General features: G+C 39.6%; 17 protein-coding genes and 1 rRNA gene. 4 read left to right on the forward strand and 14 right to left on the reverse strand.

Annotation, left to right across the window (positions count from 1 at the left end; all coding sequences use genetic code 11):
• Nucleotides 1-11 precede the first annotated feature (11 nt).
• Nucleotides 12-4,361 (forward strand): translocation/assembly module TamB domain-containing protein, encoded by a 4,350-nt coding sequence (locus tag JKG61_RS21470; protein WP_202105065.1) that lies wholly within the window; start codon nucleotides 12-14, stop codon nucleotides 4,359-4,361.
• A 9-nt stretch (nucleotides 4,362-4,370) separates the two neighbouring features.
• Here the strand turns inward: JKG61_RS21470 and JKG61_RS21475 are convergent, their stop codons facing one another.
• The 4 genes from JKG61_RS21475 to JKG61_RS23205 all read right to left on the reverse strand — a co-directional run bounded on the left by JKG61_RS21475 (nucleotide 4,371) and on the right by JKG61_RS23205 (nucleotide 8,498).
• Entirely contained in the window at nucleotides 4,371-4,994 is a 624-nt protein-coding gene (locus JKG61_RS21475; protein WP_202105066.1) for a hypothetical protein, read from the reverse strand.
• A gap of 93 nt (nucleotides 4,995-5,087) precedes the next feature.
• On the reverse strand, nucleotides 5,088-5,525 hold the full coding sequence (locus JKG61_RS21480; protein ID WP_202105067.1) for a DEAD/DEAH box helicase: 438 nt from the start codon (nucleotides 5,523-5,525) through the stop codon (nucleotides 5,088-5,090).
• Nucleotides 5,526-5,674: 149 nt separating this feature from the next.
• Nucleotides 5,675-7,894, reverse strand: a complete 2,220-nt coding sequence (locus JKG61_RS21485) for a Tex family protein (RefSeq protein WP_202105068.1) — start codon at nucleotides 7,892-7,894, stop codon at nucleotides 5,675-5,677.
• Nucleotides 7,895-7,976: 82 nt separating this feature from the next.
• Nucleotides 7,977-8,498 (reverse strand): Sec-independent protein translocase subunit TatA/TatB, encoded by a 522-nt coding sequence (locus JKG61_RS23205; RefSeq protein ID WP_202105069.1) that lies wholly within the window; start codon nucleotides 8,496-8,498, stop codon nucleotides 7,977-7,979.
• 181 nt (nucleotides 8,499-8,679) lie between these two features.
• On the opposite strand from JKG61_RS23205, the gene JKG61_RS21495 reads away from it, so the two are divergent.
• Complete coding sequence (locus JKG61_RS21495; protein ID WP_237249569.1) at nucleotides 8,680-9,993, forward strand: MATE family efflux transporter; 1,314 nt, start codon at nucleotides 8,680-8,682, stop codon at nucleotides 9,991-9,993.
• Nucleotides 9,994-10,014: 21 nt separating this feature from the next.
• Here JKG61_RS21495 and JKG61_RS21500 read toward each other — a convergent pair whose 3' ends face one another.
• The 7 genes from JKG61_RS21500 to JKG61_RS21530 form a co-directional block, all read right to left on the reverse strand.
• Complete coding sequence (locus tag JKG61_RS21500; RefSeq protein ID WP_202105071.1) at nucleotides 10,015-10,707, reverse strand: sulfite exporter TauE/SafE family protein; 693 nt, start codon at nucleotides 10,705-10,707, stop codon at nucleotides 10,015-10,017.
• A gap of 9 nt (nucleotides 10,708-10,716) precedes the next feature.
• Nucleotides 10,717-11,142: a FixH family protein gene (locus tag JKG61_RS21505; RefSeq protein ID WP_202105072.1), complete on the reverse strand. Its 426-nt coding sequence runs from the start codon at nucleotides 11,140-11,142 to the stop codon at nucleotides 10,717-10,719.
• 12 nt (nucleotides 11,143-11,154) lie between these two features.
• Complete coding sequence (gene ccoG, locus JKG61_RS21510; protein ID WP_202105073.1) at nucleotides 11,155-12,546, reverse strand: cytochrome c oxidase accessory protein CcoG; 1,392 nt, start codon at nucleotides 12,544-12,546, stop codon at nucleotides 11,155-11,157.
• A gap of 29 nt (nucleotides 12,547-12,575) precedes the next feature.
• Entirely contained in the window at nucleotides 12,576-13,478 is a 903-nt protein-coding gene (locus JKG61_RS21515) for a cbb3-type cytochrome c oxidase N-terminal domain-containing protein (RefSeq protein ID WP_237249570.1), read from the reverse strand.
• Nucleotides 13,475-13,675, reverse strand: a complete 201-nt coding sequence (locus JKG61_RS21520; protein WP_021071481.1) for a hypothetical protein — start codon at nucleotides 13,673-13,675, stop codon at nucleotides 13,475-13,477. Before JKG61_RS21520 ends, JKG61_RS21515 begins: the two co-directional genes overlap by 4 nt.
• Nucleotides 13,676-13,708: 33 nt before the next feature.
• Nucleotides 13,709-15,850: a cytochrome-c oxidase, cbb3-type subunit I gene (gene ccoN, locus JKG61_RS21525; protein WP_202105074.1), complete on the reverse strand. Its 2,142-nt coding sequence runs from the start codon at nucleotides 15,848-15,850 to the stop codon at nucleotides 13,709-13,711.
• A gap of 175 nt (nucleotides 15,851-16,025) precedes the next feature.
• Nucleotides 16,026-16,670: a lytic transglycosylase domain-containing protein gene (locus tag JKG61_RS21530; protein WP_237249571.1), complete on the reverse strand. Its 645-nt coding sequence runs from the start codon at nucleotides 16,668-16,670 to the stop codon at nucleotides 16,026-16,028.
• 353 nt (nucleotides 16,671-17,023) lie between these two features.
• Here JKG61_RS21530 and JKG61_RS21535 point away from each other — a divergent pair, with 353 nt between their 5' ends.
• Both JKG61_RS21535 and JKG61_RS21540 read left to right on the forward strand, forming a co-directional pair.
• Nucleotides 17,024-18,415, forward strand: a complete 1,392-nt coding sequence (locus JKG61_RS21535; protein WP_202105076.1) for a pseudouridine synthase — start codon at nucleotides 17,024-17,026, stop codon at nucleotides 18,413-18,415.
• A 97-nt stretch (nucleotides 18,416-18,512) separates the two neighbouring features.
• Complete coding sequence (locus JKG61_RS21540) at nucleotides 18,513-18,980, forward strand: pyrophosphohydrolase domain-containing protein (RefSeq protein ID WP_202105077.1); 468 nt, start codon at nucleotides 18,513-18,515, stop codon at nucleotides 18,978-18,980.
• Between the two features lie 26 nt (nucleotides 18,981-19,006).
• On the opposite strand, the gene JKG61_RS21545 is transcribed toward JKG61_RS21540, so the two are convergent.
• From JKG61_RS21545 to rrf, 3 genes are all read right to left on the reverse strand, one after another.
• A complete protein-coding gene (locus tag JKG61_RS21545) occupies nucleotides 19,007-20,542 on the reverse strand; it encodes a T9SS type B sorting domain-containing protein (RefSeq protein WP_202105078.1) in 1,536 nt (511 codons plus the stop codon).
• 379 nt (nucleotides 20,543-20,921) lie between these two features.
• Complete coding sequence (locus JKG61_RS21550) at nucleotides 20,922-21,869, reverse strand: TIGR01212 family radical SAM protein (protein ID WP_202105079.1); 948 nt, start codon at nucleotides 21,867-21,869, stop codon at nucleotides 20,922-20,924.
• Nucleotides 21,870-22,008: 139 nt separating this feature from the next.
• Nucleotides 22,009-22,092 (reverse strand): 5S ribosomal RNA (rrf, locus tag JKG61_RS23410); the annotation flags it as partial.

Genomic DNA, 22,092 nt, shown 5'->3' on the forward strand with positions numbered 1-22,092 from the left:
CTAGTATCCTTTTGCTAGTTGTTCTTGCTGTTTTATCCCTTCAATTTCAGTCTGTACAAACCTATGTCTCAAAGAAGGTGGCAACTTACCTATCAAACGAGCTGAACAGCGACATTACAATAGACTATGTATATTTTAAACCTTTTTCTTCAATCACCATAAAAGGATTCAATGTCAAAGACAGTCACGGTGTACCAATACTCGCCGCAAATGAGCTTTCGGCCAGTATATCACTAACGCAAATCTTTAACAATAAGATAGCCGTAGAAGAACTGACCCTCAAAGAAGGATTTGTTAATATCGAATTGTATAAAGACAGTTCAAATTTCTCTTCCATAGCAAAATACTTTAGCCCCAAAAAAGACAAGAAACCACAGAAAAAGAAACAGATTGACCTCAGACTGGAGAAAGCAACCTTTGTAAACAACCATTTCAAATTACGCAACTATAATTTCAAAGGACATAATAAAGGAGTAGATTTTGCCAATCTAGATATTACCGAATTTTCGGCTGTATTGGATAAAATCAAAATTGACTCCGTAATAGCGGCAGATATTTCAGGATTTACGCTCCGTGAAAGGTCAGGTTTATTTATCCAACAGCTGGACGCCTCGGCTTCCTATGGTGCAAAAAAGATGGAGTTTAAAAACCTGCTCTTAAAGACTAATCGTTCAGTCGTACAGGATTACGTCTGCTTTGAATACGACAAAATAGGGGATTTCTCGGAATTTATAACTGATGTAAAAATAACGAGTAATCTAAAAAATGCCTCCGTTGATTCGAAGGATATCGAGTACTTTGCTCCGACCATGCGTTACGTGGTTTTTAAAACCAATGTACACCAGGCATCTCTAAAAGGTACAGTATCCAATATCGATGCCCGAAACGTGCATCTATCTACAGGGAAAAACACAGAACTAAAAGGCAATCTCTCGATAAAGGGCCTACCCGATATCGACAAGACACTATTTAAAGTCCAACTAGCAAAATTGCAGACATCTCCGAAAGATGTCGAATTGCTCGTTTCTCAACTCGCAAACAAGAAGGAATTTGTTTTACCTGAACAAATACATCAATTTCAACAAACAACATTCCAAGGTAGGTTTGATGGGTTCTACAACGACTTTTTGGTGGATGGTAATTTCAACACTGCAATTGGAAATATTATCACGAAAAGTAATATCAACCTAAAAAAGGAACTCAAATATAAAGGACAGCTGTCTTCGAAGCAACTGAATGTTGGAACTTTACTAGCTATTAATACGGTAGGCAATACCGGATTCGAACTCGATTTTAAAGGACAGGGGTTAAATATGGAAGAGCTACTGTTACAGTTTTCAGGAAAACTAAGCAACAGTAAGTTACTAAATTATTCCTATGATCAAATTTCAGTCAATGCCTCGCTTAAAGATAAAATACTGGAAATAAATGGAAATGTAGCAGATGAGAACCTGACTATAGACTACCAGTCTACTCTTGATTGGAAACAGGAATCCCCGAGCTATCTACTCGATACCGAAATCCACTATGCCAATCTAAATAAACTGGGCTTTATCGATAAGGATAGTGTGGCAATACATGGTGCTCATATCAATACGAATCTAATTGGAAATTCCTTAAATACACTGACAGGACACCTGGACGCAACGGCGATCCAGTTATCCACGATAAAAGGTAATTTCAACATCAAATCACTCCAATTCAAAGCTGAAGGAACTGAAAGTGACAGGTCATTAATGCTAAATTCCGATATATTGGATGCGAAAATGGTCGGAGTTATTGATTTAAATACTATAGTCCCCTATTTCAAGTCATTAGCCATGCGTTATGCTCCAGCCATAGGTATAGATACACATCCCTACAATCCACAAGACTTTAATCTGGACATTCATATAAAATCGTTTACACCTATAGCGGCACTATTAGATCCTTCGCTCAGCCTACATGACGGAGCCCATCTAACTGCGATATTCTCTTCAGAACAATACACTGCTCAATTTGTCGCTTTCAGCCCATCAGTGCTTTATAAAGGGGTCAAACTAACCAATCTTTCAATTAAGGAGAATGCAGACGACAAAGCGTTTTCCCTGGATGTACTAGCCGACCGAATGAGCCTAGGCGACAGCACCTATATCAATAATATCGTCATCCGTAATGTATTAGCAAATGACAGCCTATTATTTAACGTTCGCATGTCTGAAAAAAATGCTATCAACTACCTAGACCTAAACGGGAACATACATTTTGCACATAATGCACCTGCTTATATTAAGTTTAAGCCCTCCTCTATTATCATCAATAAGGAATCTTGGCAACTTAACGATAATGCCGCTATGCGAGTTTCTAAGGGGAAATTTTATATTTCCAACCTCATCCTAAGTCAAGCGCAGCAACGTATCAAACTGAACGGTATTCTGTCTAACGAAAACGACAAAATAAATGTTCAATTCGATAAATTCAGCTTGACTTCTCTTCATGGTATAACGAGTCCTTTAGGTATTGAGCTCAGTGGTTTTCTCAGTGGTGAGGTCGAAATAACTTCACTCTTTAAAACCCCCTTTGCTTCAGGCAACATATCCACAACACCCATCATATATAATGGTCTACCTATCGGCCAATTAAATCTGAAAGCGGATTTTGATCCTAATATCGGTACAGCAAACGTCGATATGGCACTTATGGACGAGCGAAATAGAGGGGTTAATCTTCAAGGAACCTACAATTTCTACAACGATAATGAACCATTGAATCTGTCAGGAAAACTCAATGAAACTGATTTAATGCTATTTCAGCCCTTTCTTAAAAACCTGGTGTCTGATCTACAGGGTAAATCAACTGCGGACGTCAATATAAAAGGGACGTTCAAAAATCCGAAAATCACAGGAGTAGGCCGTTTTAGCAATGCTCAATTTGTGGTTAACTACCTTAAGACGCGCTATTTTGTAGACAATCAAATGGCAATGGTAGAAAATAATGCTATTATGTTGCAGAATCTGCAAATCCGGGACAGCAAAAATCAAGTCGCTACGGCAAATGGTATCATTAACCTTTCTAAGTTAGCTTCGCCCTATATTGATGTAGATGTCAATGGAACGAACTTTATGATTTTGAATACGACCTATAAGGACAACAATCAATACTTCGGTACAGCGCATGCCACGGGGACATTCCGCTTTAAGGGCTATACCTCCGCTATTGACATTGATATCAATGCAAAATCGGAGAAAGGGACGGTACTGACCATTCCATTCAACAGTGCGATGACGGTATCGGATAGCGATTTTATCTACTTCATCAGCAAAGACTCCACAGAAAACGAAAAGCAACAGCGAAAATCATTATTCAAAGGAATAACGATGAATATGAACTTCAGTCTAACAGCGGACGCTGAAATCAATCTTCAGACGAACCCAGGTTCGTTAAAAGGAAATGGACTGGGAGAAATTGGCATGAAGATAACCTCCTTGGGAGATTTCGAAATGTTTGGCGATTACACCGTCAACACTGGAAAATTCCACTTTACAGCACAAGACTTTATCAATAAATACTTTGACATTAAAGAAGGTGGGACTATCCGCTGGACAGGTAACCCGAGTGAAGCAAACATAAACCTAACTGCAATATACCAGCAAAGAACGGCTATCGGACCACTCTATAATGCTGCTGGAAGAACCGGAGATGATGAACGCGTACTCGCTCAGGCAGATATGTTAATAAAAGGCACTCTGGAACAGCCAGACATTACTTTCGACCTTAATTTTCCGCAAAACCCTTATATAAAAGACCAACTTCAGAGCTATTTAAGTGATATCAACAACGTCAACCAACAGGCACTAAGTCTGATCGTGAGACGTAGTTTTACGCCCAACTCGACGAGTGAAATTGGAAAAGAGGTCAACAGTACGTTACTATCTGCGGGAACAGAAATTGCATTCAACCAACTGAACAATATCATCTCTCAATCGCTCAATGTAAACTTCTTCGATCTAAACATCCGGTCTTTCAATGATGCATCTGCTTCGGTAAGACTATTGAACGATCGCCTCATTCTAACTGGAGGGATTACGGATCGAACCAACTATCAAGCCAATGACCTTACCTTCTTTAGGGAGGGAATAACCACAGATGCGGAGCTGACCTATAGACTACGAAAAGACGGCAATCTTATCTTGAGAGCATATAATAGACCTTACACGCGAAACTTCCTGATACGGATGAATGAAGGGGAGTATATCAGTGCCTTTGGGGTGGTATACCGTCAGGAGTTTGACACATTCCAGGAATTCTGGAAAAAAATGTGGAACTGGGGCTACCGTAAGGAACAAAAGCCAAAAGAAGAAACGAAAAAAAAAGATAAGTAGTTTTTAGATTTAGCGCCAAATACTGACAGCTTGAACCTTGTTATCTTCCGCAAATTGATTGGCTAAAGCATTAAACCGTGACCTCAACAATATCTGTCTGCCCGCAAAGGTTTTGGTATAATACAGATCTGCGTCACCCACCTGCTGCTGCCAATTATTCAAAAAATCGGTCGCCAATGCCGTTTTTTTGCCCAACACTACGGGTACTGCATGATAGTCCTGCTGATTGAAAAGGCCTAATACCTTACTCTTTCTTACGATGATAAATCGAGGCTCATCAACAGGGTTGACAATTTCTTGGATCATCTGAATAAAGCGGGACTGTTCATAAGCTGTTCCACCCTCCATATGACAATAGACATTACCGTCTTCATCTCCAAAAGTCAGCACCTTCAACTCATCAATCGGTGTATGAAACAGTTGGGCTTTACATACGGTCATTAATAATGCATTTCCAATTTGATAGATGTCCTTGGTGATGTCTCTATACTTGTGGTAATACTGAAAAGACCGGACAGTCTGTCTTCCATAGAAAACTGTCGCGACTCCAAACATTCCCATTATAGCATAGCCTGCTGATTGTCCTAGGCTTATTCTCATAAATTTGCCTAAAACCTGAGTTGAGGTCTCCATAAAGAACAATTTAGAAAGGGTCTTTCACCATTCACTTTTCAAATGATGGGCTACATCCACAACAATGGTCTTTACACCTGCAGCCTTGAGACCCTAAACGACCTTACCGAGATTCAGAAAGTTTGATTTCTTACGCTCAATGACGTCATACTCGTGTGTATAGTCTACGACTATTAGCTCTTCTTTTTTATTGTCACAAGCGGCATGCAAACTTTGATAAGTGGCAACTGTAATTAGTTTTGGTTCGTGTATACTACAAGTAATCCAATCGGGCTCATTATCTTCCTGTAGGAACAACTCGCAAAAACGTTGAATCCACTGATTTCGGATAGCAATAGTAGGGGCCAGTATTAAGGTAGGAGTTCCAATTCGTAACATAACCTCTAGGCCCAGAACAGTTTTCCCTGATCCAGGTGGGGCTATCACATGAAGATGCTCATCACTTAGATGCTCATCCAACGCATCCAAAACACGTTTTTGATAACTTCTCCAAGGGTATTTAAATTGTATTCTATCAGAAAAAACAGACATAAACTAACTATACAATTTTAGTAGACACTTCAATTCATAACTCGAACAGGCGAACAATTGTAAGGGTAACACGAAAAAAACAATACTTTCTTCATACACTGGATCATAAACTAAAATATAAAAGCTCTCCATCTGGAGAGCTTTTATTGTTATTTAAATCTACTGGCCAATGCTGCCAACTTAGAGGCCATATCCGTCTCAGGAGCCTTCTGTTCTCTTTTATCTGTACGTTTGCGAGGGGCTTTGTCTTCTGTTTTCATAGACAAGCCAATACGGTTACGCCGCTCGTCAACTTCGGTAACTGTTACCATAACGCTCTGTTGTACTTTTACAATCTCATGTGGATCTGACACAAAGTGATTGGCCAACTGGCTGAGATGTACGAGACCATCCTGATGTACGCCGATATCTACAAATGCGCCAAAATTGGTAATATTAGTAACGATTCCAGGTAATTTCATACCGACTTTAAGATCCTTGATCGCGTTTATACCTTCTGTAAAAGAAAATGCTTCAAATTGCTCGCGTGGATCCAATCCTGGTTTGGCAAGTTCTGCTAGAATATCATTTAAGGTCGGTAGACCTACCTCATCACTAATGTATTTTTTTAAATCGATACGCTTTCTCAGCTGCGCATCGGTCATCAGCTCCCCAACCTCTACACCTAAATCTTTGGCCATCTGCTCGACGAGATTATACCGTTCAGGATGCACTGCTGATGAGTCTAGAGGGTGCTGTCCATTACGGATACGTAAGAAACCTGCAGCTTGTTCAAATGCTTTATCCCCCAAACGTGGTACTTTTTTGAGTTCACGTCTAGAACCGAAAGGGCCATTCTCTTTTCTATAATTTACAATCTGCTGCGCCAACGATGGGCCTAAGCCAGAGATATACGCTAAAATCTGCTTTGAGGCAGTATTCAATTCTACGCCTACTGCATTAACACAGGAAATAACAGTATCGTCCAACGCTGATTGTAACTTATTCTGATCTACGTCATGTTGGTACTGTCCGACACCAATTGATTTAGGATCTATCTTAACCAGCTCTGCCAAAGGATCCATTAGTCGTCGTCCGATAGATACGGCTCCGCGCACGGTTACATCATAGTCCGGGAACTCTTCGCGGGCTGTCTCCGATGCAGAATAAATAGATGCTCCACTTTCATTGACCATCACTAGGGTCACGCCAGACAAATTAAGTTTACGAACGAAATCTTCGGTCTCACGGCCAGCAGTCCCATTGCCTATTGCAATAGCTTCGACATCGTATTTACGAACCAAATGTTGTACTGTTTTCTCCGCTTCGATACTTCCGCCAGCTCCGGTATGTGGGAAAATAGCGGTATTTTCCAATAGGTTGCCCTGCGCATCCAATACCACGGTCTTACATCCCGTACGGAATCCTGGATCTATCGCCAATAGGCGCTTCTGTCCCAATGGTGCGGCTAATAATAGCTGCCTTACATTGTCTGCAAAAACTTTGATAGCCTCCTCGTCTGCCTTTTGGCGGGTCAACACCCGGACCTCAGTCTCCATAGATGGTTTCAACAAACGCTTATAACCATCTAACAAAGCTAACTCCACTTGTTTAGAGGCTTCATTATTACCTTTAATATATATCTTTTCTACACGAGGTAATATTTCTTGTTCATCGACTTCGATATCGAGATAAAGCAATTCTTCTTTTTCACCACGACGCATAGCTAGGACACGATGTGAGGGCGCACTGCTCAAAGATTCATTCCATTCGAAATAATCCTTATACTTCAATGCCTGCTCTTCTTTACCTGGCACAACACGGGAGACAAAATGTCCTTTATCCAAAAACAACTTACGTACACATGCTCTTACTTCAGCATCTTCTGCGATGGTCTCTGCGATTATATCTCTAGCCCCAGCAAAGGCTTCTTCGACAGTATTAACACCAAGCTCCGCATTGATATATTGTTCGGCCTGTGCCTCGATATCGCCAGCTGATTGCTCCAATAAAAAATCCGCCAGAGGCTGTAAACCTTTCTCCCGAGCCATCGATGCTCTAGTTTTGCGCTTTGGCTTGTAGGGTAAGTAGATGTCCTCCAAAGCGGCCATAGTACCCACCGCATTGATCTGCTGTGCGAGCTCAGGAGTGAGCTTACCTTGGTCTTCAATAGATTTCAAAACAGCTTCCCTACGCTTATCCAAATCACGTAATTGTTGAATTCGATCACGAATAGCAGTGATCTGCACCTCATCTAGACTACCTGTTAACTCTTTTCGATAGCGTGAAATAAAGGGGATAGTAGCGCCTTCATCCAAAAGCTCGATAGTTGTTCTTACCTGTCGATCAGTGAGTGACAGCTCATTCGAAATAATAATTTCGTGTAACATAAATTGGGAATAATCAAATAAGAAAGAGAAAGCTGTTGAACCTATGTTTCAACAGCTTTCCATATAATTAAAATGTGTGTTCTTAAGCTTGTCTTGAAGGAGAGTTTGTTGCTGGAGATTCTTCTTCGCCGTTTTTAGATTGTCCTTCTTTTGTTTCTACAGACTCTACCGTAGTATCTTCGCTAGAAACATGGTCATTGTAACCATACTTATAGTATTCGGTATCATCAACGGGATGACCACCAGGATTGTGCTGGTAAGTGTTCTCCGGAGCGGAAAACTGTGGAAATTTCTTTTCGCCCTCAGTTTCGGCAATAGTCTGATCTTCCGAAGAACCTTCAGCTGTATTTACAACTGTATCTTCTGTCTTGGGAACATTTGTTTGAGGCTTATCTTCGACTGTAACATCTAAATCCTTTTCAAAATTATTGATTTGATCTGAAATCTCTCTTTTTATTCCCTCAGAAGCGTCTTTAAACTCACGAATACCTTTTCCTAGGCCTCTAGCTAACTCTGGTAATTTCTTTCCTCCGAATAATAATAGTATTACGATTACTATTAAAATCATCTCCTGCGTACCAATATTCAAAAATGCTAATGTCATAACGTTAAAACTTTAGAAAAGCTAAGGTAAGTGTATTATCTTTTTACATCAATAGCTAGTTGTAATTATTTAGACACATTCGCCAGCATATTTTTCCCTTCAAACTTTCGTACCTTTGCAGACTAGTTCAAAAAACATGTTCCAAAATATAAAAAATAATCGCTCTTACTACCTAAGTACAATGGCATTAGCCGGTCCTGTTGTTATTTCTCAACTGGGACACACGCTGGTTCAGACTGCGGATACAATGATAGTTGGACATTTTGCTGGAACCATATCCCTTGCTGCTGTCTCTCTGACCCACTCTGTATTTATGGTGGTACTTGTAATAGGACTTGGCATTGCTTATGGACTGACTCCATTGATTGCACAGGAAAATGGAAAATCAAATAAAGAAGAATGTAGCAAACTACTATCCAATAGTTTTTGGATAAATATAGTTTCCGGTATTTTACTATTTTGTATCGTTTACTTTGGTTCTATGTTTGCGATGCAGCACGCAGACCAAGATCCAAAGGTGGTCAATGAAGCCAAACCTTATCTTCTCCTACTCAGTTTATCCATATTACCGTTGATGACGTTCAATACCTTCAAGCAATTTGCCGAGGGATTGGGTTTTACAAAACAAGCGATGCAGGTTACGATATGGGGAAACGTACTGAATGTTGTACTTGCCATTATATTAGTTAAAGGGATGTTTGGCTTCCCTCCTATGGGAATCCGTGGAGTGGGTATTGCTACACTTATCGATCGCATACTCATGATGTTGGTCATGATGTTCTATGTATTACGATCCAAACACTTTAAAAGTTATATCATTCATTTTAAGTTTTTCTCTGTGCAGAAAGCAAGAGTTACCTCAATTCTCAAAATAGGAACACCTGTCGCTATGCAGTATGTCTTTGAAATAGGGGCTTTTGCAGGTGCATCGCTCATCGCAGGAAAAATAGGTGCATTAGAACAGGCATCACACCAAGTGGCTATTACACTGGCATCAATGACCTATATGATGGCTAGTGGGGTCGCTGCGGCCGCTACGATCAAAGTAGGAAATAGTTTTGGGAATAGAAAATTTGTAAGGCTACAGAAATTCGCAAAAGTTTCCTACCATTTGGTTCTACTCTTTATGATCTGTACCGCAATACTATTTGCGGTTTTTAATCAACAGCTACCGTACCTCATCAGTAAAGATGCAGATGTGATACAGCTCGCGGCACAGCTATTATTGGTTGCTGGACTTTTTCAGTTGTTTGACGGGACACAGGTGGTTGGACTCGGTATTTTGAGAGGTATGGGCGATGTCAATGTACCTACATTGATTACCTTTATCTCCTACTGGATCATCGGGCTTCCGGTAGGTTATTTCATGGGGATAGTATTGCAATGGGGAATTAAAGGAGTATGGTATGGGCTTACCCTTGGTCTATTAAGTTCTTCTATCTTACTTAATATGAGATATCGCTATATCGCTTCGCGCAAACTAGTAATCGCTTAGTAAGTTATATACCGTAACTTATTAAGCACAATTAATGGCTCCTTCGATATACAACAACGGGCTGAGGTAGGGGATGTTGAGATTAGCTCCCCTCAAAATGAACCAGATTCCCATTAATAGGTATAGTATAGGCATTATTGTAGCAAATCTAACTTTGACCATCTTTTTTGTCCACATCGAGGCAACAGAAAAAAGTAACATCAAAGGGAGGGTGCCTAAGCCGAATAAGAGCATAAATTGAAAACTTGCACCAATACCATCTGCATTCATTGCTGAAACGAGGGCCATATACACCATACCACAAGGCAATAATCCATTCAGTATGCCAGCGATAAAGGAACCTCCGGGTCTGTAAAGCCAACGTCCCATCATACGGGCAAAAGGTTGTATGGCACGGGTCTGAAACTGAGCCAAAGCAGCTGAATTTTTCGCAAAAATGTAGGATAACCCTATCAGCACTAAAATAACACCTGTTATCAAAGAAAAGAACTGTTGCCAGCCTTGGACAGAAGCGATATTGCCAATAAGGCCAAGTAAAAGCCCTAAGGCTCCATAGGTTAAAATACGTCCTATTTGGTATAAGAGCTTATTGAATGTCTGTAGCCATGAAATCCGTTGATTGCCTTGGATCGCTATAAGAAGTGGCCCACACATTACAGCACAGTGGATACTACCAAATAGTCCCATGAAAAACGCGAGATAGTAATAGGTCATATTAATCCACTATGGTATGAACAGAGACTGACTATCGAAATAAGCACGTGTGTTATGCTCCCATACAACCTCCAAGGTCCAATTGCCTTTTGAAAAAGTTGAAACAGGTAATCGAAAGGTATTTGATTGAGTATAAAAAGGGACTTTTAGATCTAAACTACCATCAGAAGGTCTTTTGAAATTAACTTCGCCTTTATTGATATCTCCTTTGAATACAATAGTGAGGGTATCCCCATCCAATTGTAACTTAGGTTTGACATCATCGTCTATCATATTTTGCTTTCGCTTGTAAACATCGTCATAAACCAAGCTCTTCTCATAATAGTCTTCGTCGACAAGAGAATCGGTATCCTGCGACACCATGTAAATACCTGCTCCCATAATCAAGAGCATAAAGGTTCCTAAACCAACAACTATTCTCAATCCCCAGTTCATATCAACTATATTTTAAGACCCAGAAGGTGAAATAAATGTCGTTTTAAGATTTTCGACCACCTCTCCTTCCGAAACTACCTGTACGCGAACATCAGTTTTGTATTTTTCAAAAACCCCTTTTTCTCCGATCAAGAAGAAACTAATTTTTGCTGAGCCGTCTTTTGATAACTTACCGACATTATTAACTAACTGAATAGCTAATTTACGATCTTCTGGAACCAGTTCAAAAGGTATTTCCTTTCCACTTTTATTAATCAGCTCTAAGGTATACAGATTACTGACGGTTCCGTCTTCCCGAATTTGGTAGGTACTACCTGTCGCACGTAACAAGGAACCACCTATTAATGAACGATTAAAAAGCATAAAACCAAAACCGGTCATCAAGAAGCATAATATAATAGCATAGATGATATGTCGAACGCGGCTTTTCTTAAAGCCTTTCTTTCCTTCGATCTGACCCAATGAATAGAAACCAATCAATCGTTTTGGCTTATTGATTTTCTCCATTACAGCATCACATGCATCTATACAAGCGGTACAGTTGACACATTCAAGCTGTATCCCATTTCGAATATCTATACCTGTAGGACATACATGTACACATAAATTACAATCGATACAATCGCCTTTGTGCTCATCATTCTCTCCTTTACGCTGTTTGCCCCTAGGCTCACCACGCTCTTCGTTATAGGCCACAGTAAGACTTTGATCATCAAGGAGTACCCCCTGAAACCTACCATAAGGACAGATAGTCGTACATACAATCTCTCGCACGAATGCAAAGACAGCATAGAACAAAGAGGTAAAGATAATAATAGCAATCAATCCACCGATATGACTATCAATAGGATCAGTGATGATCTTAAGCAGTGCATCGATACCGATGATATACGACAGAAAAATATTCGATATAAGAAAAGAAATAGCTATAAAAATAGTGTGCTTCAGCATCTTTTTCCACGCACGTGCATCGGTATTGGGACCATTGTTCAGCTTTTTTTGTTGCGTCCAATCGCCTTCAATCCAATATTCAATACGTCTAAAGACCAATTCCATGAATATGGTCTGAGGACAGGTCCAACCACACCAGACACGTCCAAAAATTGCAGTAAAAAGAACAATCCCAACAAGGATAATCAACGTCCCGAAGACGAAGATATGCAGGTCTTGAGGGAAAAACATATTCCCGAATATCGAGAACTTCCGTTCGACTATGTTGAACATGACAAATGGATTGCCATTGATCTTGATAAAAGGAGCAGCGAATAGAAACAGTAGTAAACTATAGCCTACGTACTGTCGCGCATTATAAAAACTGCCCGATGGTTTTTTAGCGTATATCCAAGTTCTCTTCTTCCCTTTCGAAGGTAATACGGGTCCGTTGTCATTTACTACTGCTTCCATTGCTCCTAAAAATTAAACGATGTAAAAATCTATTTATTCACAGTTGAGTCAGCTGGAGTTTCTTCTGCATCAGCGGAAGCTCCTTCCGATTCGTAAGCTTTAACTTCAACTCCTTCCGGAGCTTTTGCATTGGCAGGATTGGTATCTCTCAGTGTTAAGATATAACTACTCACCTCAGCAATCTGTCCTGGTGTCAATGTTTGCTCCCACGGAACCATCCCTTTCTCGGGAACACCATACTTCACTGTTTTGAATACATCTTTAATTTCTCCCCCATGTATCCAAAATCTGTCTGCAAGGTTTGGTCCGATCCCTCCCTCACCTGCGGCACCATGACAGGCTACACAGTTTGCCGTGAATATTGCCTTACCAGCTGGTGCCATTGCAGGATCAAACTGTACAGAGCCCTCGTCGATCAAATTTGCAGCCTGTGCGAGGTATTCCTGCTTAGCTTTTTCAGCAACGGCTAATTCTTGGGCATATTCTTGGTCTTGGTTCAATCCCCAGCCAAACACGTGGTAGACTAAGAGATAAGCAAAACCAAATACAACAGTAGAGTAAAATAAGACGTTAAACCAAGTTGGAATCGGATTGTTCAACTCTTGAATACCATCGTATTCATGGTCAATAACCATATCCTTTTCTTCATCGATTGGACGAAGCTCTAACAGGTTGTTCCAGATTCTACCCCACTTACCTTTGCCATGAGCTTTGGCCAGTCGTTTTTGCGCTTCTTCTTCTCTAACTAGTTCTGGCATAGTCACACGAAGGATGGATTTCATCGCTTTATGTACAACCAGTGCGGAGAACAATAACGTAATCATTACTACGATTAATGCGACGATCAGGATATCGCTATATAGATCGACCGCCCCGAACTTCCATTGGGTAACACCTTCAACAGGTTCGGCTGCCATTAAAAATAAACTCATAATTTCAAATTATCTTCAGATGAACACTTGGTTTCCTTATCCGACTCATCAAATGGTATATCCTTCATATATTGGATGTAGTCCTTTTTCATAAAAAACAACATAATACCAACCAGTGCAAAGAAAACGATGAATATCCATAGCGATGTGATTAAATACATCTCATCACCATTTAAGTTTGTTATTTGCTTAAACATATCTCTTTAACTTAATTGAACAACATTCAGTTTCTAGTTTTCTGTTACCACTGCTTCTTCCGTGGTCTTAGGTTCAGCCTTAATATCTGTTCCAAGACGTTGCAAGTAAGCGATAAGCGCAATAATCTCACGATCAGATTTTATTTCTACCTGCGTAGAAGCTAAATCCTTGGCAATAGATTCTGCCTGTTTCTCCGCACTAGCAACAGCATTAGCAACATCCTCATTAGAATATGGAACTCCCAAAATCCGCATTGCGTTCATCTTGGCTACAAGCGTACTATTATCCAACTTTTGATCAATCAACCAAGGGTAAGGAGGCATAATACTTCCCGGTGAAGTAATAGTTGGATCCAACATATGATCAAAGTGCCACTTATTAGGATACTTACCACCTATACGATGTAAATCTGGTCCAGTACGTTTGGAGCCCCAAAGGAAAGGATGATCATATACAAATTCTCCTGCTTTACTATACTCTCCATAACGAGCCGTCTCCGAACGGAAAGGACGTACCGTTTGTGTATGACAGTTTACACATCCCTCTTTGATATAAAGATCTCTTCCCTGAAGCTCTAAAGCGGTATAAGGCATAACACTCTTTATGGTCGGGATATTATCTTTGATCATAAATGTAGGCACCATCTCCACAATACCACCAATCAAAATAGCAACCAAAGCTATTACCATAAAAAGAACTGGTTTACGTTCTAACCTGCGGTGCGAAGAGCGCTCGCTAACGGTTACAGGAAGTAAAGCTGGTGCTTCTGCAGGCTCATTTGCCATCAACTTACCAGACTTCATTGTCTTCACCAAGTTGTAGGTCATAAGGATAACCCCAGAAAGATATAATGCACCACCTAATGCACGCATCATGTGCATTGGAAGAATCTCTAAAGTAGTAGTCAGAAAGTTAGGGTATTTAAGAACGCCCTCTGGTGTAAATTCTTTCCACATCAAGCCTTGTACTACAGCAGCCCAATACATTGGTATCGCATAGAATAAGATACCTAACGTACCTATCCAAAAGTGTACATTGGCCAATTTTTTAGAAAACAGCTCTGTTTTATAAATACGCGGTATCAACCAGTACAGGATTGCAAATGTCATAAATCCGTTCCATCCTAATGCACCAATATGTACGTGTGCAACAATCCAGTCTGTAAAGTGAGCAATAGCATTTACTTGTTTCAAGGATAACATTGGCCCTTCGAAAGTAGCCATCCCGTAACAGGTCAACGCAACCACCATAAATTTCAGTATAGGTTCTGCACGGACTTTATCCCAAGCTCCGCGAAGTGTCAACAAGCCGTTGATCATACCTCCCCAAGATGGTGCAATCAGCATGATAGAAAACACAACACCTAAAGATTGTACCCATGAAGGTAAAGACGTGTAAAGTAAATGGTGTGGTCCTGCCCAGATATAAATAAATATGAGCGACCAGAAGTGTAAAATACTAAGCTTATAGGAATAGACTGGTCTATTGGCCATCTTAGGCAAGAAATAATACATCATCCCCAAAAATGGAGTGGTCAAAAAGAATGCTACGGCATTGTGCCCGTACCACCATTGTACCAAAGCATCCTGCACGCCGGCATAAACATAATAACTCTTCCAGAAACCTACCGGCAACTGAATGGAGTTTACAATATGTAATACAGCAACAGTCACAAAAGTTGCAATGTAAAACCACACAGCAACGTACATGTGACGTTCTCGCCTTTTAATAATGGTACCAAACATATTAATACCAAAAGTCACCCAAATCACAGCAATCCCGATATCGACAGGCCACTCCATCTCCGCATACTCGTGTGAAGTCGTTAAGCCCAAAGGTAACGTTATAGCTGCTGCAACAATTATTAGTTGCCATCCCCAAAAATGAATTTTACTAAGTACATCACTAAACATCCTGGCTTTCAGAACCCGCTGTAGGGAATAATATACCCCCATAAAAATAGCGTTACCCACGAAAGCGAAAATGACCGCGTTGGTATGTACTGGACGTACACGACCGAAAGTGGTATACTGTGTCATAAAATTCAGCTCTGGCCATATCAGCTGCATTGCTATCAGTAAACCAACAGACATGCCGACGATACCCCAGACAATTGTAGCAATCCCGAAGTTGCGTACAATCTTGTTGTCGTAATTAAATTGCTCTAGCTGCATTACATTTCATATTTGATTTCGAGATAAATGTAAATACAAAAATTTGACATTCCAATGATATTAAACGGGAATAAAAGTGACTTTCGTCACTTTCTTAATTTTTTAAGTTCAACGCAAAAAAAAGGGACATATACGATATATGTCCCTTGATTTTTAAGCTCTTAAAATCAGAATTTTAAATCCGATAACCGTGTTTTACGGGATTTTCAATAACTTCTTTCACTGAAACCAACTTGTAAACGTAGGATCCTGTCTCGGCATTTAGACGTAGTTTAAAGTAGTTACTTTCTTTCTGTCTGCGTATCGAAGCTCTTAAACTTCCCCCACCTACATTATAGGCCGCAGCCACCAGTGTCCAGTCCCCAAACTCCTCGTAAAGCGACTTCAAATAACGTGCGGCGGCATGGGTGGATTTTAAGAAATCTACTCGGTCATCGACTTGCGCATTGACGCGTAAGCCATACAGGCGCGCTGTAGCAGGCATAAATTGCCAATAGCCTCCGGCTCCCTTATGGGAAGTCACGCGGGGATCTAGTCCACTTTCCACCAATGGCACATACTTAAAATCTTCGGGGATACCATAAGACTTCAGAATAGCGGCAATTTGCGGAAGAAATTTGTCCGCTTGCTTATGCATCTGATAAGACTGTTGCTTCTTGAAAGAAAACTTGGAAAGGTATTTCCCTAGCTTTTGTTTCACAGAGGTGAGCTCCGTAGGAATACTTTCATTTGCGAAAGTAAGAGAATTGAAATAATCCTCTTCTGATACTGATGTTAAACTTGCCTTCTCATGCTTCAATTTCTCAGCATGCTCTAACATCAACTTTTTAAACGGATTTTCAAAAGAATCCGGTTGTGGATTTGAATACAATCTCGACAAAACCATTATCGAAAAAATTGCACTAATACATAATACTTTTTTTTTAATCATTCACTCCCTTAATGCTACCCTATCCACGACAACTGTCGATCAAAAAATAGCTTGGTCCATTTATGAAGCGCCAAAGATATAAACTATTAGACTAAAAAACAAACACTTATAAAACCGTTATTCTAAGCAAAGTTCAAAAATCAAGCTCTAACACTCTTTAAACAAAGAAAATTGAATGTAAAAAAAAATCTATATTTAGGTTATTTTAAGTACCTTTGTACCTCTATTTTTATTTAAAAATTATGCCATTCAAAAATCAAAGGAACAGTCGGGATGACAACTCCAGAAAGCAAAGAAGCAACTCAGAAAACTTCAAATCCAAAGGGGGATCTGGAAGAAAAAGCACAAATACTAGAGGCGAAAGCTTTGGTAAATCCTCTTTTTCAAAAGACAACAGAGAAGAAAAATCTTCATTTGGAAAATCCAATTTTGGCAAAAGCAGATCAGAAGAAGGTCGCTCTTTCAATAAAGGCTCGTTCTCAAGAAACAGGTCGGAAGAGGGTAGTTCTTTCAACAAAGGTTCATTCTCAAGAAATAGATCGGAAGAAGGTCGCTCTTTTAATAAAGGTTCATTCTCAAGAAACAGATCCGAAGAGGGCAGCTCTTTCAATAAAGGTTCGTTCTCAAGAAACAGATCGGAAAACGATAGAAGTTTCAACAAGCCATCTTTCTCTAAAGACAGATTTGAAGACCGCAAATCAACAGGAAGACCTTCTAAATTCAATAAACCAAGCTCCTCTACATTTGATCGTTCAAAAGATGGTGAGTCTAGAGAGAATAGAAACTTTGGCTCAGGTAGAAAACGCACATTCAATGATGAGTATCAAGAACAGAAAGATAATAATGACTTCAAATACTCTGATAAACATAAGTTCAAACCAGCTCGCAAACCAGCGAATCATGAAGTAGAAGATGATGGCCTAATCCGTCTTAATCGTTATATCTCGAACTCAGGAATCTGTTCAAGGAGGAAAGCTGATGAATTAATCAGTGCTGGAGTAATCACTGTAAACGGTGAAGCCGTTACGGAATTAGGCACTAAGGTAGATCCTGCAAAAGACGAAATCCGCTACAATAACGAACGTCTAAAACGTGAGAAAATGGTTTATGTGTTATTAAACAAACCAAAAGACTATATCACAACAACGGACGATCCACAAGAACGCCGTACCGTTATGGAGCTTGTTTCAAAAGCCACTAAGGAAAGAATATATCCTGTCGGTCGCTTAGATAGAAATACAACAGGTCTACTATTGATGACCAACGATGGTAACCTAGCCGATAAACTGTCCCATCCTAAAAACAATATCACTAAAATCTATCAGATCGAACTTAACAAAAGTCTGACTCAAGGAGATTTCAACAAAATCGAATTCGGTCTAGAGCTTGAAGATGGTTTTATCAAATCAGATGACTTAAGTTACGTACAAGGAGCTTCAAAACGTGAAATTGGAATACAAATTCATTCTGGGAAAAATAGAATTGTACGTCGTATCTTTGAATCATTAGGATACGAGGTTATAAAACTGGATCGTGTTGTATATGCAGGTTTAACGAAAAAAGACTTACCAAGAGGGCGTTGGAGATATCTGGAAGAACGTGAGCTTATTCAATTAAAACACTTGATAAAATAGAACTAAAGTCCCGAATAAATCGGGACTTTAGTTTTTTATGAAGGCTATAGAATACGGTTAAAGATTAGTATTTTTATAAATTAATTAAAAACAAAAAATGACAGACCCTAAAACTCTTACTTCCGTTGCTGAGTTTCACAAAACTTTTCAACATCCTATACTAGATACTCCTCAGATCCCTTCAGAAAGCAGATGCAAATTAAGGGTCTCCCTGATTGAAGAAGAATTAAAAGAACTCAAAGAAGCTATTCAAGCTAAGGATCTTGTTGAGATTGCTGATGCACTTTGTGATATACAATATGTACTATCAGGAGCTATCCTTGAATTCGGACTAAAAGACAAATTCAACACACTATTTGAAGAGGTGCAACGCTCTAATATGAGTAAAGCATGCAAAAATGAAGAAGAAGCGATTGCTACACAAGCACATTATAAGGAAAAAGGGGTCGATTCGTATTATAAAGAAGTAGATGGCAAGTTTCTCGTTTTCCGAGAAGGCGACCATAAAACGCTCAAGTCTATCAATTACTCTCCTGCAGACTTAAAGTCTATCCTAGAGAAATAATAAAAAAGCGACTATTTGTCGCTTTTTTATTTCGTTAATAGAATCCAACCTTTTTGGTTAACAACATCACCTTTGTGCCGTTTTGCTTTCATCACATAATAATATGTTCCCCCACTTAGTCCGGCACCATCCCAACTATTATCATAAGAACTATTGTGATAGAGACGATCCCCCCAACGATTGACAATAGTGAGTTCCAAACTCATAAACTGCTCTTCTGAAACAAAAACCAATTTGTCATTATATCCATCTCCGTTTGGCGTCACCACATTACTCAGCGTAAAAATTCCCTCTCCTTCTACCGCAATATAAACTGTACTCCTAGAAACAAGGCCAAACTCATCTACCACCTCATAGACAAAAAGATCGGAACCGATAAAACCCGCAGTTGGCTGGTATTCAGCCTCGCCTGTAGATGACAAAGTAACCGTTCCATTAATAGGTTGTTCGACTATTTGCGTCTTTTCTAAAAGCAATTTACCATCCCCCCCTTTGTCATTTGCCAATATCGAAATCAGTGCGGATTGGCCCTTCTTGACGGCTATATAGTCATCCGCAGACTGCGGTCCATTTCTGACTTTCCCGAACTTAGAAAAATAATTTTTAGCAGCTCCTGCACGCATGCTTGCTAAATTTTTCGTTTGGTGTTTTTCGGCACCTAAATACTCGGTTGTTGTCAAATGCCATTCTTTGGTATCTGAAAACTGATAAATCTCCATGTCCTCACTAGCTATTCCCCCTTCAGTATCGCCCGTACTGTGTTCAAAAACATAACTTGTACGCACATTATGATCTGCGTGCACGCCCCAAATCCTTCCCAGTCCACCAGCCTTCTTTGGAAATGATAGAGATCCATTAACTCCCGATTCAGTAAATACACTGACAAAAAGTTCAGCATCTATTTCAGGCTCTACGACAATCGGACTATAATCACCTTTCTTCAAACCTATGGAAAAACTATAGATAGTATTACCTCGTACTTTTTTTGAGAATATTGAGTTCACATTATTCCCAGAAATCACCATTCGATTGGGAGAGGAGTTTTCAAGAATAGCATCAAATCCTAGGGTAAAACAATTACCATTTAATGCAATACAAATCCCATCGTCCATCAAGCTAAAATTTGCTCCTGAATAAAAATTATTCGATATAGACTTCTCTTCGTCCAAAGATTCATGGGTTAATCTTCCCAATTCAATCCCGCCTGGATTATAAACCTCGATCTTAATATTAACACTGTAATTTCCATTTCCATCAATCCACGTGGGTGTCTGCATATCCCCCTTATCACTATTGGTAGGAGGCATAATAAGCATTTTTCCAGTGCCCTCTAAGCGCGCGGAAGGAGCAAAAATAATATAAGAAGATTTTACTTCAAGAATACCAAATACCGACAACTCGGCATTTGGACCAAAAATCAGCGTGTCCGAATCAATAATCAAAGCTTCACTTTCGCTTATCTCCCGAATTTCATCAAGGATAAAAACCTTTTTGTCAACAGCTTGGCAGAATGCATTGAGCGAAATCCCCATTGTCAACACAAAAAAAGATAACCACTTCATAATTTCGATATGCTTTACGATGAAACAAAAAACAATTAATCATCACATACCAATGTAAAACATCTAGAATTCCGTTAACTAGAAGAATACAATCCTTAAAGAATAGCTATTAACATATAGCCCAAAACATTAGCCCGAATAAACAGGGCACTGTAACGCTAAGCAAATTCTGTAACTAGCTAATGAACGAACAAAATTAGATGTTAGAATAACTTTCCTCAAGGGAGAAAAGCTACTCTGTTTTTCATAAGTATTACACAAAGAAAGAAAATAAAAAGCAGAAAATTATAAAGAATAGAAAATAAATTTCGCTTACATCTTGAACAGATGTAACTCAACCTAGATAATGGTGAAAATAAGTTTCAAAAAACGGCATTTTCTACACGAGATACATTGCCCCTTGTTTAACACCTCTACTTTCTAAACCTTTATCTATGTAGGTTTGGATCTTAGATTTTGGGAAACCCCAATTTGGAGCAATTAACAACTCCTTATCCGCTATACCGAAGACACGCTGGATAATAATATCTGGTCTCAAAAGAGGAATAAATCTGGCTAAAAAATCAGTATAATCCTCAATATCGAACAACTTAAAGGGCTCTTTATTAAATTTGGCCCCCATAATAGATCCCTTAACAATATGTAAGTGATGAAGCTTGACAAACTTAATGTGAGGTTGTCTATTAATCTCATCAGCATACTTCAACATCATCTCTTCTGTCTCCCAAGGAAAACCAAAAATAGTATGTACGCAGAGTTCAAGTTTAGTCCCTTCAAGCAACTTCATAGTACTTAAAAATTCGCCATGTGAACACCCCCTATTAATACGTTCTAAGGTATCATCGTAAATCGACTCCATCCCCATCTCCAAATCCACATCCAATCGATCGGTATAAGACTCCAATAACTGGATCTTCTCAAAATCCAAACAATCGGGCCGTGTCCCAACAGAGAGACCAACCGTGTTCTCAGGATCTATACTTAAAGCCTCATCGTACATCATCTTCAACAAATGTGTCGGGGCATAAGTATTCGTATTCGGCTGAAAATAAATAATGAATTTTTCAGCAGCATAGCTATTACGCGCACGTTCAATGCCATTTTCTACCTGCTCTCTGATACTAGGAATCTTTCTTGCTGTATCTGGTGTAAAAGAATCCACATTACAATAGGTACAACCACCGTAGCCTTTGCTACCATCTCTATTCGGACAAGTAAAATTTCCATCCACGATAACTTTGAAGACACGTTGTCCATTATACTTCTCTTTTAAATATGCTCCGTAGTGATTGTAAGGCTTAACGCCATTATCTAATAATGTACCCATTGTGAATGCAAAGATAGATATTAGATGCGAGAAATAAGGTCATAGAAATGAGATATTCGCTAACTCCATAAGCCAGTACCTCTGGAAAGTATTCACAACAGAAAAGCCCCTCCAGTTTCCTGAAGGGGCTTCGTATTAAAAAAGGCACCGACCTACTCTCCCACCTGTTACGGCAATACCATCGGCTCTGGCGGGCTTGACTTCTCTGTTCGGAATGGGAAGA

The organism is Sphingobacterium faecale, from assembly GCF_016746095.1.
Classification (GTDB): Bacteria; Bacteroidota; Bacteroidia; order Sphingobacteriales; family Sphingobacteriaceae; genus Sphingobacterium; species Sphingobacterium faecale.